We start from the raw sequence: 14,276 nt of genomic DNA, 5'->3' as shown, positions 1-14,276 counted from the left end.
CCTTGATGCAAGTAGGGCATAGGTCAAATAAGAAAAACACTGATAAACTCGGTCTTTATCTCAATGCACTGATCGCCGCTTTGCCTGATGCAATGCATGATGATAAAGCATTGGAGCGTACAATCTTTTATGGCGTAAAGTACCTTGGACGATCAGAAGAAAATACAACGCTCGAAGATATGGAACGGCGCTTCCAAATTACAGAAGCGATCATGGCGTATATCTCCTTGGTCACCCCAAGAAAGTTTGTCGAAATCTTCCCTATCAGCAAGGAATATGACGGAAAGCGCTGGGGCACAAAAGATTATTTTTACACCGTTGATAAAATCGCGGAAATTGGATGGGACAAGCCAATTGGCGAGACAACTGAAACGGTATTTGCCTTCCTCTGGGATTACCATAACTGGGACATATCTTTTTTCCTTGTTGGATTCACGAGCCTGATGAGCGATCTGAGACGAGCGCAAGGACATCCGGGGATCATGGAGCAATGGGCTGCCGAAAACGGAATCCAAACATATACGCTCCATACCACACCCGATGGCGACCAATTCGTTATGGATAGCAAGGGAAGGACAAGGCCTGTTCGAGAAAAACGGCCGAAGCATTTGAAACTGGTGGTTCCGAAAAGGGGGAAGGGGAAGTGAGTAACTTACAGGTGTTTGACTATGAGGGCCAAAGGGTATTGACTACAGCTCAGTTGGCTGAGTCATACAGAACGACATCAGACAAAATCAGCTACAACTTCAACTACAACGAACGGCGGTATCAGAAAGGGAAACACTTTTTTCTTCTGTTAGGAGAAGATTTAAAGACATTCAAGGAAGCGAATCGTGAATTTCAAGGTTCGATTAATAGGCTTTACCTCTGGACTGAAAAAGGTGCATGGTTGCACGCGAAGTCTCTGAACACAGATGAAGCATGGGAAGCCTACGAAATGCTCGTGGACGATTACTATCGCGTAATCGAGAAGCCTAGCACATATACCAACTTGAGTCCCGAAGTAAAAGCGATCTTCTTCCTGGATCAGAAGCAACAAGAGATCGAAAGTCGCGTTGAGAGGCTAGAGGAAAGCAAGACAATTGACTACGGTCAGCAGCTCTTACTTCAAAATGCAGCCAGACAGCAAGCAGTACAGGTCCTTGGCGGCAAAGATGGACAAGCTTACCAAGACAGTAGCTTGCGCGGAAAAGTTTTCTCGTCAATTTGGCGGGATTTCAAGGGATACTTTAACGTTGACTCATACCGAAATACTCGGGTACTTGATTTGGAAAAGGCGAAGGAATACATCAACGAATGGCGACCACAGGGAAAACTTCTTCGAGAAATTGAAGATGCCAATAGACAGTTGGCGTTTTCGTAGGGGAGGAAGATACCATGCAATGTGCATTTTGCGACGAAGAGATCGTGGGGGACAAGCCTGAGTGGATTTTGGTAAGCAAAAAACCCTCAGTTGATCACTTTTGCTGCTTGGGATGCCTAGCAGGGCACGTTGATGAAATGGCAATCGAGGCAGAAGAGAAAAGCGGATTGATTAATTAAATTGATTACGTGTATCCAGCGGCGCGGATCGAAAGCGCCTGGGTACACAAGAGAAATTAAGTGAACACTTTGATAATCTAATATTAATGCCAGATAAATTTAAAAAGAAAGGGAAGAATGGAATTGGAAAAAACAAACGAACGAATTACGAAAATGATGGGTGAGATTTTACGTGTCAATGAGTCTACGAGGAAGAGCCGCGAACTGCTTGAGCCTGAATATGCTTCGAAAGTAGAGCGAACGAATCTAGATAGAAGAAAATTTATGGAGGATACTTCTACTGAAAGTGAACTCCAAATAATTCTGCGGGGACATATCTACATTGAAAAAGAGATGTTCGATCTTATCAGGCTGTATTTAAAAGTACCGAACGAGATATTAAGAAATATGGGAGATATGACCTTTTCAAACAAATTAAGCTTAGCTGTAGCCATAGGTGCAATTAATAAAGAAGACAAATCGCCTTTTAATAAACTAAATAGTCTCAGAAATAATTATGCTCACAGTTTGAATGTACAAATATCTGATGCAGATTTCGATGATTTTCTGAGTACATTCAGCAAAAAGCAAAAACAGGATTTCATTATGACGTTTAGCGATATTTATGAGTCGAAGCCGACCATTCAAAAGTTTAGATTGGCGATAGTATCTCTTTGGCTGCAACTTAGATCGTATGTCGACAATTTTGAATTAGATGAACGGTTAAAACACCTTGAAATTAAAGAAACGATATTAAACGAACTATATAAAAGTTTGGATGTCTGATCTTAAGTGATTATTTACTGCTTGGTTTAACACAATATTTCACAAGAAAAGGGTAGGCGGTGTAGGTGAACGATAAGCTGATCGAAAGTGTTTGCGAAAAATGTCCCGCTACTCAATGGGGCAAGAAATCGATCTGTAGTGTCCACAACCTCCACGTTGGTAAAATCGAAACCTGCCCGGAGTGGGACAATTACATCATAGAGAATCAAGGGTTGCTTGTTCGGAGCGGGCAGCTCGGCTATATCAATCTTGAGCCAGCTCTTGAAGTCGTACAAAAGGTAGAGGAAGAAATTAAGGATTACCATTGGATGGTGAAAGAGGTTGAGCGTCTGAGGAAGGAAATAGACAAGGCGATATCTTCGAATCCGTTGATACAGGAGAAATTGGTCGCTACCTATGGCGATGCAGCAGGTATGCCGAGCGGGAAAGGATTACGCCTCTCCACCTTAACCATTCCGGAAGAGCGGTACGAAAAACGGATTGAGAGAATGAAAAGCCTTGAAGACAAGGTGAGGCAAATCAATGATTTCGCTATCGGTCTGAGCGATAGCAAGTACCGAACAGTCCTGGAATGCATGATGGATGGAATGCGAATGAATAGCATTGCTAGGCACGTAGGAGTTTCCCGGCAACGATTGAATGAAATCAAACGGGACATCGTAAATCGATTAGCGAGGGAGCTGTACAGTGAGGAATTGTTAGGTTCCTGAAAGGTTGGCGGAATGACGTTTTTAAAGAAGAGCAGATGCATAAATACTCAGGCAATCCATGATGAAGAAGCCCTCGGGAATGATCCGAGTGGCTTTTTGTGGTTCTAAAAACCTATGGTCATAATGGTGCGTTTGTTACTTTGTATCTATTGTTAGTGTGCGTTCCACATCCGATACTTCATTACGTGGGCATTATTTCCTTTTTATATATAGATTGGATATCGGATGTATCGATCAACATGAGAATCTCCCATCTGTATAGAAACCTTTACAGAGAGGAGGAGACTGTTTGCCCAATATTGAAGGTATCAATATCCAGCAGTCAAGTGCTGAACGCAAGAGCTACGTGGTTGTGGGAGCCATTTTATCATGCAGCAGCGGAAGTAAACAGAGTCGGCTGAAAATGCCGTTCAGCCATGGTGTTTTTGTAAAAGGAAAACCGCAAATGAACATCATGGATTTCGTTCCCAACGTAAATATCATGCCATTCGGAAAGTGCAGCAGCTTAAAAAATCCCACAGTCGCTTCTGCCACAGCAGCCAACAATGGTGTACTTAAACCAATGCCGTGCACACCTCTAACAACAATGCCATGGATAGATGGGAAAGCGGACAAAATGGTCGGTGGTCATCCGGCATTGCTTAATAAATCAACAAATATGTGTTTCTATTGTGGGCAGATCAAGATTGAAGATGACGGGCAGGATTTGGGTGGTGTGACGATAGGAAATCAGTCGTCAGCAAATAGCGGGCCGTCAGCTGCCGGCTTTGGACAAGGACCAGCTTGCGAAAAGCCGCAGGAAAAACCAAGCATGTTGGATGACTTCATCAAAGGAATCTCGATGCTGGGAGACGTTCCTGCTGCGATGCAAAAAGCGGCAAGTGAGTTGCCAAGCGCTTTGGAGAAAGCCGCAAATGATTTGCCAAAAGGTTTGCAGAAGGCGGCAGAGGATTTGCCTAAGGGTGTTAGTGCGTTTGTAAATGAAGGCTTTATTGAGCCAATGAAAGAAGACTTGGATACGTTGCGGGATGATAAAGTAGATCTCGCGGATGGAATTGCAATCGGTGGGCTTGCCTTAGGTGTACTTAGTCTGGGGGGAAGTAAAAGAATTAAGGGTTTATTGGATGCGGCAAGGAAGGGAAAGAAGGGGACAGGTAATGTTGCACCAAGTGTACATCCTGGTAAAATAGCAGCAGAATCATCAGAAGTATCTTACGAAAGTATTATAAGAGGCCTCAGGCAGAACGGTTCAAGGGATGCTTATGCAACACTTGCATTACTAAAGCGTGGAAAAGTAGACTTTACAATAAAAGAAAAAGGGCCACCTAATGTTGGCGGACAATATTTCTTTAATTCAAGAAAGGTGGAAATTTACACTAAATATGCTACAACTCCAGAAAGAGCTGCCGGAATTACAGCTCATGAAGTGAAACATTGGATGCAAAAGCTTAATGTTAGGAACTATACCAAACAATCTGAATTTGAAGCATTTATCGCCCAGAGGAATGTTGATAAGACATGGTTTCTAAGAACAGAGGGAGAGATTTGGAATTTTATTAATTCTCACCCAGCGTATAAGAAATTAAAGTGATAGAGGTGAATTTATGACAAATGATGAAAACAAGTTTGAGCTTGAATTAATAAAAAAAGAGGGTACACTTTTCACGTATCGTAATCCTCTCACAAATGAAGTAGTTGAAGCAGTATCAGATTATTTCCCTCAAGGTGTTGATGGTGTCAAATATTATCAAGTGAATATAGTGTGGAATCAGGATGTATCATTGGTCAAACAGTTGGCAATACTTAAAAGAATATATCCGCCATTAGGGAAGGTAACAAATGCCCAATTATTAAATAAATTAAAGAATACTAAGGAATGGGTGCTAGACGGGCTTTTAGCCGAAGAAGCAGAAGTGTTAGTAACTAAAGCTAAGGAAAATGGAATAGAAATAAAGTTAAAGAAATAAGATTGTAACATTTTAAGGGCTTTGTTCGGTTTGTTCCCAATTCGTGGGGGCTACCCAGTGCGAATCACTCTACCCCATCATCACCAACATAGCCTTTGTTCGACCTGAGGAAGTTTTAGAATGTCTGAAAAAGGTACACTTAACTATGATTTGAAGGTTGACATATCTGACACATCTGACGCTTTTGACGTTTTTTGCAAACAAATCAAAAATCGCTCTATACTAAGTGTACGCACGATGAATAAGCCGCTCAGGGGAATATACCTGGGCGGTTTTGTTTTGGTCTGACAAATTAGAAAGGGGGAAGAGCATTGAGCCAGTCGGTGTACAAGTCACGACGTTGGAAGCGGAAGCGGGAAGCTATCTTACGAAGAGATAAATACATGTGTCAGGAGAGTAAGCGGTACGGTAAGACTGAACCAGCTACTACGGTACATCATATTTACCCTCTGGAGTTTTACCCTGAACTAGCGTTCGTGGACTGGAACCTTATTTCTCTCAGTGACAAGCAGCACAACGCTATGCATGACAGGGTGACTCACGAGCTAACAGCATTAGGACTAGCTTGGCAGGAAAGAGTTCGTTCAAAGTTTGAGGAAAAATATCCCCCCACATTTTAAAATTTTAAATTTTTTTTCGGTGGACCGACTCGGCCAGCCGTTTCCAATAGCGCGAGTTCTGGGAAAAATTTTTTCGGGAGGTGATGGCGGTGGCTAAAGTGACGAAAGCGGCGGTGAAACGCACGACCATTCGTGATATGAAAAGCTTGGGAACGTACAAAAAAGAGTACGATCGTATCATCGAAATTTATGCAGAACTGGTGGAGCAATACGCTATTTTGAATGAGCGCTTTGCTTCGGAGGGGTACCAATACGAAGTTTCAACAGCGGATGGTAGTACGAAAAAAGCGCCTATCGTCGCTACACTCGAATCCCTCCGAAAAGATATCCTGGCGTACACGGATCGCTTGTGCTTGAATCCGAAAACCATCGACGGAATCAAGATTGAGAAGAAAAAGACGTCCGCGCTGGCTGCAGCGCTAAGTGGACTTGAGTGAGGCAAAGAACCTTGACGTTGTGATGGAGTACGCCAAGAGCATCGTCGAGGGTAGGAAGATCGCTGGCAGAGAGTTAGTTCAAGCGTGCCGACGATTCCTTAGAGACTTAAAAAAACCGGAGTATGATTTTCGCACGAAAGATGCGGAGTTCGTTATCGGCATTATCGAGCGAACCTTTGTTCATGATAAGGGCGAAGCGCTGGACGGTACGCCATTACGTGGGAAGCCGTTTCTCCTTGAACCGTGGCAAAAATTTATCATTTACAACCTGCTTGGATTTTTCAAAGCAGGCACTGAGGAACGCCGATACAAAGAGGCGTTTATTTTTATTCCTCGGAAAAACGGTAAGACTCGGCTCGTTGCCGCGCTTGCTTGGGCGCTTGCGTTGCTTAGTCGAAGATCAGGGGCGACTATCTACATCACGGCCCACGCTTTGAAGCAGTCGAAACAGGCATTCGAGTTCATTCTATTTAACATTAAGAGGATGGGCGAAGAAGAAAGCTTTCGCATCCTGAACAATAACCAGGAACACAGCATCACCGGAGAAATGGGCGATGGATCAATCTACATTGAAGCGTTGGCAGCGAACCCGGATCGCCAGGACTCGCTGAACTGTAACATCGCCATTGCGGATGAGTTGCACGCCTACACAAAGCCAAAGCAATACAACATCATCAAAGAAGCTATGAAGGCATTTACAAACAAGTTGATGATCGGGATTACGACTGCTGGCGATGATATGAGCAGCTTTTGCTACCAGCGGCTCCAGTATTGCAAAAAAATCCTTGATGGCACAGCCCCTGATGAGGCTTATTTTGTGTTCATCGCCAAAGCTGACCAGGATGAGCGCGGGAATGTAGATTACACGGACCCAGTACAGCATGAAAAAGCGAATCCGAACTACGGTGTGACGATCCGGCCGGAAGATATCCTCAATGATGCACTGCAAGCACAGAACGATCCGCAGCAACGTAAGGATTTTCTGGCGAAATCGCTCAATATTTACACTTCCGCGATGCTTGCTTACTTCGATATCCACGAGTTCCGTGCTAGTGACCGCGAACACAAGTGGTCTCTTAAAGAGTTGACCAGCCTTCCGATCATTTGGTATGGCGGAGCGGACATGGCGAAGATGCATGACCTGACCGCAGCAGCGTTGTATGGAGAATACCAAGATATCGCTGTTGTCATCACGCACGCGTGGTTCCCTATTGTCGCGGCGGCGGCGAAGGCGGACGAGGACGGCATCCCTCTGTTTGGTTGGCAAGATGATGGATGGTTGACGATGACGAACACGCCCGTTACAAACCATGCAGAAGTGGTCAATTGGTTCGTGGAAATGCGACGGAGCGGGTTCAAAATCAAGCAAATCGGATTTGACCGAAAGTTTTCCGCTGAGTTCTTTCGAGACGCAAAAAATGCAGGTTTTAGGCTGATAGATGAACCGCAATTTTTTTGGCGCAAGTCGCAAGGGTTCCGCCGAATTGAACAAAAAGCCAAGTCTGGCAAGCTGTATTACCTGCATAGTGAAGCGTATGAATACTGTGTGCAAAACGTACGTGGCGTAGAGAAGACAGATGACATGATCCAGTATGAAAAAGTCGATGAGAAGAAGCGTATCGACCTTTTTGACGCGTCTGTTTTTGCGTGCGTGCGGTTTATTGAGGATACGGACAAAGGCAAGTCCACCAACGAATGGCTCAAAGGAGGTGAGTAGGTATCATGGGCAAAAGACGGAAACGAACAGGTGCACAATCAAGGTCGGAATCTCAGTCTCCAGTGGGAATTTTCATGGCTGGTGGGGATACATCGATCCTTGTACCGGACGGCTATGTGCGGCTATCAGATAATCCCGAAGTACGAATGGCCATTGGTCGCATTGCGGACCTGATCAGCAGCATGACTGTTCATTTGATGCAGAATGTCGCAGATGGGGATATCCGTGTAAGAAATGCCCTGGCGCGTAAAATCGATATCGACCCTTACAGCCCCATGACGCGTAAGGATTGGATGTATTTCATAGTCCATACGATGCTGCTGGAGGGAGACGGGAATTGCATCGTGTTCCCAACAACGCGTGACGGGTTGATTGATGAGTTGATTCCGTTGCCATCAAGTATAGTTGGGTTCCCGTCATCGACTCAGAACAGTCTTGGACTTCCAACGGGCTATCAGGTATCGATTCAGGGGCGTATATACGAACACGATGAGGTCCTGCACTTCAAGATCAACCCCGACCCCGAAAGACCTTGGATTGGCCGTGGCTATCGTCTAATCTTGCGGGATGTTATTGGCAATCTAAAACAAGCAGCAGCAACAAAGAAAGCTTTCATGGGGGATAAGTGGCGCCCTTCCATCATCGTCAGTGTTGATGCGGATACTTCGCAGTTCACTAGTCAGGAAGAGCGCGACAAAATTATTGAGCGGTACATTGGTGATGGAAAGAGTGGCAAGCCATGGATCATCCCGGAATCGATCATCAAGATTGAACAGGTCCGACCACTCAGCTTGCAAGATATTGCCATTCATGAATCAGTCCAAATCGATAAAAGGACGGTAGCCGCGATGCTGGGCGTACCGCCTTTTTTTGTTGGTGTTGGTGACTTCAAAAAGGATGAATACAACGCCTTTATCCAAACTCGAATCCTGCCATTAGCGAAAGGAATTGAGCAAGAGCTTACGCGCAAATTGCTTTTCGCACCTGATTTATACTTCAAGTTTAATCCGAGGTCGCTTTACGCCTACGACACGAAGGAACTTGCAGAGGTGGGCAGCAATCTCTACGTCCGTGGCTTGATGTTAGGCAACGAGGTCCGGGATTGGTTGGGCCAATCGCCTCTCGAGGGCTTGAACGAGCGGGTCATCCTGGAAAACTACATTCCTGCTGGCATGATTGGCGATCAGAAGAAGCTGAACAAAGGGGGAGGTGATGGAAGTGAGTAGAGATTCAAGGCAAACACGCAGCTTGCAGACTGAGCTAAAAACGAGAGAAGAGTCAGAAGGTCAAGACATGATCGTTGAAGGCTACTTTGCCGTGTTCAATCGGCAAACGGAGTTGTGGCCAGGAGCCTTCGAGGAAATCGAGTCTGGCGCTTTTGACAAAACGCTGGGCAATGACATTCGGGCGCTGATCAACCATGACACGATGTTTGTCCTTGGTCGGAATAAGCCCGGTACTCTCGAGCTCAGGGTAGACAGCCACGGTCTATGGGGCCGAGTCAAGATCAACCCGAACGACAGCGACGCAGTGAACCTATACGAGCGGGTGAAGCGTGGGGATGTGGACCAGTGTAGCTTTGGCTTCAACATCGTACGAGAGGAAGCGGACTGGCGGGATGACGGAACGGTGAAGTGGACAATCAAAGAGATCGATCTTCATGAGGTTTCCGTTTGTACATTTCCGGCTTATGAGGATACGGGCGTGCAGGCACGAAAGGCAGAGGTCACACAACATCGAGAACGGCAGATGCAGCAGCGCAAACACCAATTGAAAGAGAGGTTGAAAGGACATGGCTCTTAGACAACTGATGCTAGGGAAAAAAATCGAACAGCGGAAGGCGGCACTGGCCGAAGTGCTTTCACAGGAAGAAGCCTTTAATACGCGGTCCGCTGAGCTGGAGGCTGCAATTGATGAGGCGAACACAGATGAAGAGATCGCAGCAGTCGAAGAAGAGGTCAGCAAACTGGATGCTGAGAAGGCAGACCTAGCAGAAAAGAAATCAAAGCTAGAGGGCGAGATTTCCGAACTGGAAGGCGAACTGGAGCAGTTGAACAATAAGGTCCCATCTAATCAATCACGCAGTAAGCACATTGAAAACGAAAGAGGTGTAGAAGGGATGAACAAATTGCAAGTTAGAGAGATGCTGAAAACTGGCGAATACTACAAACGAAGTGAGGTCACTGAGTTTTACGAACAGTTCAAAAACCTTCGAGCTGTTTCTGGTGGAGAGCTGACAATTCCGGAAGTAGTAGTTAACAGAATCATGGACATTATGGGCGACTTTACAACCCTGTATCCGCTGGTAGATAAAATCCAAGTGAAGGGCACGACTCGCATTCTGGTTGACGCTGATACAACAGCAGCAACTTGGATTGAACAAGCAGGGTCCTTACCAACAGGTGACGTTGGTACGATTACAAACGTTGATTTCGATGGTTTCAAAGTAGGAAAGGTGACGTTTGTAGATAACTATCTGCTACAGGACAGCATTATCAACTTAGATGCGTATGTAACGAAGAAAATTGCTCGAGCAATTGCAAAGGCTCTTGATTTGGCTATTGTAAAGGGCGAAGGGGCTACCAAGAAGCAACCGACTGGTGTTGTTCCTAGTCTCCCGGCAGCAAATAAGGTAAGTGTTACAGCAGATGCAAACTTGCTGAAAAACCTTGTCAAAAAAATCGGATTGATCGATACAGGCGTGGATAGCGTTGGTGAAATCGTTGCTGTTATGAAGCGATCCACTTATTACAATCGTTTAGTGGAGTACAGCATCCAAGTAGATTCTAACGGTAATGTTGTCGGTAAGCTTCCAAACTTGAAGAATCCTGACTTGGTTGGCCTCCGTGTTGTGTTTAATAACAACCTTGATGAAGATACCGTACTGTTTGGGGATTTCTCGCAATACACACTGGTAGAGCGGGAAAGTATCACGATTGATAACTCACCTCATGTTAAATTTACCGAAGACCAAACGGCATTCCGTGGTAAAGGTCGTTTCGATGGCAAGCCTGTCAAACCTGCAGCTTTCACACTTGTGACTATTCAGGCACCAACAAACCCGTAACAGCTTTCAGCAGCCCCGTGACGCAGCCTGACTTAGATGCCATGACCAAAAGCGAATTGCTACAGTTCTCTTCGGACCATGGTGTTGAGGGCGTGTCGTCTACTATGCTGAAAGCTGAAATAATCACGGCCATCAAGGGGGCGTTGGGATGGACGTAGAAACAGCCGTAGGGCTTGTGAAAGAGCGTCTAGGCATTCGAACTGCTGTCCGCGATTCTTACCTCACAGCGATTGTCAAAGGTGTCATTACAGAGCTAGAAGATGAAAAAGGAGTGGTGCTGGTCAGCACCAACTCCAATCATCTTCTTTTTGTTTGTGACTATGCCACATGGCGATATCAGAGCCGGGATAGCAAAGAGGCCATGCCAAGACATCTCCAGTTCAGGCTCCACAACTTGATGATTCATGCTGGAGGGAGCAAATGACGTGGGATGAACTTGTAGAGCTGATTACCGTCTTGCAATCGAATGGCGCGACCGCCAGTGTTTCCGAAACAATCCGTAGCGTGTATGCCAATCAAAAGTCTGTGTCACGAACCGAGTTCTATCAGGCCATTGCTAATAACCTCAAGCCAACAGTGGTATTTGAAGTCCATTCCTTTGAATACGAAAATGAGCAAAAGCTCAGACACAACGGAAAGGACTATCTGATCTTGAGGACATACAGCAAAGGAGACGAATTGATCGAATTGGTTTGCCAAGCCTATGACGATGTACAGACGAACTTGGCACGACTTCGAGACACGATTGAAATTTGGAAAAACACATTCGTTGAGAATAGCATGTACGAGCTAATTCCAAAGCCAGAGCTTCTGTATACCCTGCCTGCACAGGTCGAATTTAAAGGCGGTGCGGAGCGAAATGTCAGCAACACCATTGAGACATCAAACAATGCAACCGTCACGATTCAATATCGCCCAGGTATCACAGCGGATATGTTTGTGAAGATCGAGGGACAACGTTATGACATCCGTTTTATTGAGGACCCGTTCAACCGACATGAAACGCTTGTTTTACAGCTTGAAAGGGTGATTCCATGAGTAGGTTAACGCGAGCTCAGATAAACGGGGCGATCACGAATAAGATCAAGGCCGCATTCCCGAAGGTTAAAATCCACAGCACTGATGTAAAAGAGGGATTTTCCAGACCGTCATTTTTCACAATGCTGGAAACAGGGGTAAATGACTCGACGATGTTTTCCACCTATCGAGAGATGACATGTCGCATTCTCTTTTTCCCATCTGATCGTTACGTTTACAAGGAAGAGGCATATGACGTCCAAGACAAGTTGGATGTGTTGTTCGGGCTCAATTTCGCTGTTGAAGATAGGACGATTACGATAAGCAATGCAAGGTCAAATATCATTGATGGCGTATTGCATTTCGACTTTGATTTCTCTTTTCATGATGATGCTGCAGAAGATCCAATGGATGACGATAATACAGCGAAAATGCAGGAGTTGAGCATAAGTCATGAGTAGCAGCTTTGACGTTGATTGGACAGGACTGGATGACTTTCTCAGCAATATACGTGACCTGGAGCGTCACTTTCCCAACGATGCCAAGCGCATGATGCGAAATGCTGGTGGGGTTGCGCGGAAGATGGTACTCAAAAGGGCCAAGCAATCTGTAGTTGAAGATACTGGCGAATACTTTGCGTCCATAAAACGCGGAAAAGCGTGGGTGGACCGGACTACAGGCGAGTATAAGATCAGAGCGTACAGTAAGAGCAGACACGCCCACCTGATCGAGCATGGCCACAGGATGGTAGGTCCTGAACCAAATAAACAAGAAGTTGGTTTCGTACTCGGCTTTCATGTTTTTGACAAGGCGAGGCAAGAAATCAATCGAGTTTATCCATCTATATTGCAACAAGAATATCAGAAAATACTACAACGATTATAGGAGGTAGACGCCGTGGGGTTGCCAGAAATATCGATCATTTTTTCGTCACTGGCTGTTTCCGCAATTCAGCGAAGCCAGCGCGGTATCGTGTCACTCATACTGAAAGATGGGACAGGATCGTTTGATGCGATAGAGTACAAGAATATTTCCGATGTAAAGCCCAGCGATTGGACTGCAAAAAACTTACAATACATCAAGGATGCCTTTTTAGGCGCACCGTCGAAAGTAATCGTGGAACGGATTGCTGCTGCCGCGACCGACTACAACGATGCACTTAACCGTCTTGCAAGCAAACGGTGGAACTATCTAGCTATTCCTGATATTGCAGCAGCGGATTCAACTACCATAGCCACACAGATAAAAACGTGGCGCGACATTAACAAAAAAACGTTTAAAGCAGTGCTGCCAAACGTTGCTGCCGATCACGAAGGCATCATTAATTTCACAACCGAGGGTATCAAAGTTGGTTCAAATACGTACACGGCTTCTCAATACACAGCCCGCATCGCTGGGATTTTAGCCGGGTTGCCACTGACTCGGAGTTCTACCTTTTTCGTATTGCCGGAAGTCGAGGCAATCACCGAAAGTGAAACTCCTGACGAGGATATTGACAAAGGAAAGCTTATTCTGATCAATGATGGCGACAAAATTAAAATCGCCCGTGGAGTAAATTCCTTGACTACCCTTTCAACCGATAAAAAAGCGGATTTCAAAAAAATCAAGATCATTGAAGGTCACGATCTGGTCAAAGAGGACATTACACGCACCTTCAACGATGAATACGTCGGCAAAGTCAATAACAGTTACGATAACCAAGTGCTGTTTATCATCGCGATTAACTCATATCTTCGCGGGCTGAGAGGGACTATACTCGACCCTGCCGCAGACAATGCAGTTGGTGTCGATGTCGATGCACAGCGGCAAGCATGGGAAAGCATCGGGAAAGACACAAGCACCTGGGACGACCAAAAGGTCAAGGAGAGAACTTTTGAGTCAAAGGTGTTTCTGATGGGTGATAACGTGAAATTTGTGGATGCCGTAGAAGACCTGACGATGCGAATGGCTGTATAAGAAAGGAGGATGACACCATATGACGAGACCTGATCCAAGTCGTGTCATCAACGGAACGTATGGACGTGTATGGGTGGATGGCGAATTGTGGATGGAAGTGGACGAGTTTGAAGCAAAAGTAACAATCTCATACGATGACCTGAGCTTTGCCAACGAAGGCGGGACTTTTCAGAAAGCCATTGGTTGGGCTGGTGAAGGAAATATGAAGATTAAGAAGATTTATTCTCGTGTACAACGGAAAATGGCAGCAAATGTGAGAAAAGGCATCTACCCGAGGCTTAACATAGTAGGTAAAGTCGCTGATCCAGAAGCACACGGAGCTGAACGTGTTTCACTGAATGACGTAACTATCTCGGAGTTCGCGCTGCTTAAATTTGCACAAAAAACAACTGGCACCGAAGACATCCCCTTTAAATTCAGTGACTACGAAATGGTTGATATGATTCCAGGTTAATACCTGATAAAAATGGAGGATAAA

17 protein-coding genes and 1 pseudogene are annotated in these 14,276 nt (G+C 45.4%); all 18 read left to right on the top strand.

All coding sequences use genetic code 11. From position 1 onward, the window contains the following. Positions 1 to 5: 5 nt before the first annotated feature. The 18 genes and pseudogenes from ACUUHJ_RS28855 (at position 6) to ACUUHJ_RS28770 (ending at position 14,252) form a co-directional block, all read left to right on the top strand. On the top strand, positions 6 to 647 hold the full coding sequence (locus ACUUHJ_RS28855; RefSeq protein WP_472300710.1) for a hypothetical protein: 642 nt from the start codon (positions 6 to 8) through the stop codon (positions 645 to 647). Next, the gene (locus ACUUHJ_RS28850; RefSeq protein ID WP_472300709.1) at positions 644 to 1,363 is read left to right on the top strand and encodes an ORF6C domain-containing protein; all 720 of its coding nucleotides are present in this window, start codon (positions 644 to 646) and stop codon (positions 1,361 to 1,363) included. Before ACUUHJ_RS28855 ends, ACUUHJ_RS28850 begins: the two co-directional genes overlap by 4 nt. Positions 1,364 to 1,377: 14 nt before the next feature. Beyond that, positions 1,378 to 1,542: a hypothetical protein gene (locus ACUUHJ_RS28845; protein WP_472300708.1), complete on the top strand. Its 165-nt coding sequence runs from the start codon at positions 1,378 to 1,380 to the stop codon at positions 1,540 to 1,542. Positions 1,543 to 1,665: 123 nt separating this feature from the next. Next, positions 1,666 to 2,307, top strand: a complete 642-nt coding sequence (locus tag ACUUHJ_RS28840) for a hypothetical protein (protein WP_472300707.1) — start codon at positions 1,666 to 1,668, stop codon at positions 2,305 to 2,307. A 65-nt stretch (positions 2,308 to 2,372) separates the two neighbouring features. Continuing rightward, complete coding sequence (locus tag ACUUHJ_RS28835; RefSeq protein ID WP_472300706.1) at positions 2,373 to 3,017, top strand: hypothetical protein; 645 nt, start codon at positions 2,373 to 2,375, stop codon at positions 3,015 to 3,017. Between the two features lie 289 nt (positions 3,018 to 3,306). Further along, a pseudogene (locus ACUUHJ_RS28830) lies at positions 3,307 to 3,723 on the top strand (DUF4280 domain-containing protein); the annotation flags it as partial. 898 nt (positions 3,724 to 4,621) lie between these two features. Then, positions 4,622 to 4,984 (top strand): hypothetical protein, encoded by a 363-nt coding sequence (locus ACUUHJ_RS28825; RefSeq protein WP_472300705.1) that lies wholly within the window; start codon positions 4,622 to 4,624, stop codon positions 4,982 to 4,984. A 703-nt stretch (positions 4,985 to 5,687) separates the two neighbouring features. Further along, positions 5,688 to 6,041 carry a P27 family phage terminase small subunit gene (locus tag ACUUHJ_RS28820; protein ID WP_142497615.1) on the top strand — a complete coding sequence of 118 codons (354 nt, stop codon included), beginning with the start codon at positions 5,688 to 5,690 and terminating at the stop codon, positions 6,039 to 6,041. A gap of 22 nt (positions 6,042 to 6,063) precedes the next feature. Further along, the gene (locus ACUUHJ_RS28815) at positions 6,064 to 7,758 is read left to right on the top strand and encodes a terminase large subunit (protein ID WP_472301252.1); all 1,695 of its coding nucleotides are present in this window, start codon (positions 6,064 to 6,066) and stop codon (positions 7,756 to 7,758) included. A gap of 5 nt (positions 7,759 to 7,763) precedes the next feature. After that, complete coding sequence (locus tag ACUUHJ_RS28810; RefSeq protein WP_472300703.1) at positions 7,764 to 8,984, top strand: phage portal protein; 1,221 nt, start codon at positions 7,764 to 7,766, stop codon at positions 8,982 to 8,984. Next, on the top strand, positions 8,971 to 9,561 hold the full coding sequence (locus tag ACUUHJ_RS28805; RefSeq protein ID WP_396476358.1) for an HK97 family phage prohead protease: 591 nt from the start codon (positions 8,971 to 8,973) through the stop codon (positions 9,559 to 9,561). Before ACUUHJ_RS28810 ends, ACUUHJ_RS28805 begins: the two co-directional genes overlap by 14 nt. After that, positions 9,551 to 10,825: a phage major capsid protein gene (locus ACUUHJ_RS28800; RefSeq protein WP_472300702.1), complete on the top strand. Its 1,275-nt coding sequence runs from the start codon at positions 9,551 to 9,553 to the stop codon at positions 10,823 to 10,825. The genes ACUUHJ_RS28805 and ACUUHJ_RS28800 overlap by 11 nt, the downstream gene beginning before the upstream one ends. A 148-nt stretch (positions 10,826 to 10,973) precedes the next feature. Next, a complete protein-coding gene (locus ACUUHJ_RS28795; RefSeq protein ID WP_372681196.1) occupies positions 10,974 to 11,249 on the top strand; it encodes a hypothetical protein in 276 nt (91 codons plus the stop codon). Then, on the top strand, positions 11,246 to 11,863 hold the full coding sequence (locus tag ACUUHJ_RS28790; RefSeq protein WP_472300701.1) for a phage head closure protein: 618 nt from the start codon (positions 11,246 to 11,248) through the stop codon (positions 11,861 to 11,863). Before ACUUHJ_RS28795 ends, ACUUHJ_RS28790 begins: the two co-directional genes overlap by 4 nt. Beyond that, on the top strand, positions 11,860 to 12,303 hold the full coding sequence (locus ACUUHJ_RS28785) for a phage tail terminator family protein (RefSeq protein WP_472300700.1): 444 nt from the start codon (positions 11,860 to 11,862) through the stop codon (positions 12,301 to 12,303). Before ACUUHJ_RS28790 ends, ACUUHJ_RS28785 begins: the two co-directional genes overlap by 4 nt. After that, positions 12,296 to 12,727 (top strand): HK97 gp10 family phage protein, encoded by a 432-nt coding sequence (locus ACUUHJ_RS28780; RefSeq protein ID WP_396471825.1) that lies wholly within the window; start codon positions 12,296 to 12,298, stop codon positions 12,725 to 12,727. The genes ACUUHJ_RS28785 and ACUUHJ_RS28780 overlap by 8 nt, the downstream gene beginning before the upstream one ends. A 12-nt stretch (positions 12,728 to 12,739) precedes the next feature. Beyond that, on the top strand, positions 12,740 to 13,798 hold the full coding sequence (locus ACUUHJ_RS28775) for a phage tail sheath subtilisin-like domain-containing protein (protein WP_472300699.1): 1,059 nt from the start codon (positions 12,740 to 12,742) through the stop codon (positions 13,796 to 13,798). A gap of 19 nt (positions 13,799 to 13,817) precedes the next feature. Then, positions 13,818 to 14,252 carry a phage tail tube protein gene (locus tag ACUUHJ_RS28770; RefSeq protein ID WP_472300697.1) on the top strand — a complete coding sequence of 145 codons (435 nt, stop codon included), beginning with the start codon at positions 13,818 to 13,820 and terminating at the stop codon, positions 14,250 to 14,252. The last annotated feature ends 24 nt before the right edge of the window (positions 14,253 to 14,276 follow it).

The sequence above is a fragment of the Brevibacillus schisleri genome (assembly GCF_055685845.1).
The sequence above is the reverse complement of the archived record's forward strand: the minus strand, read 5'-3'. Positions and strand labels throughout refer to the sequence as shown.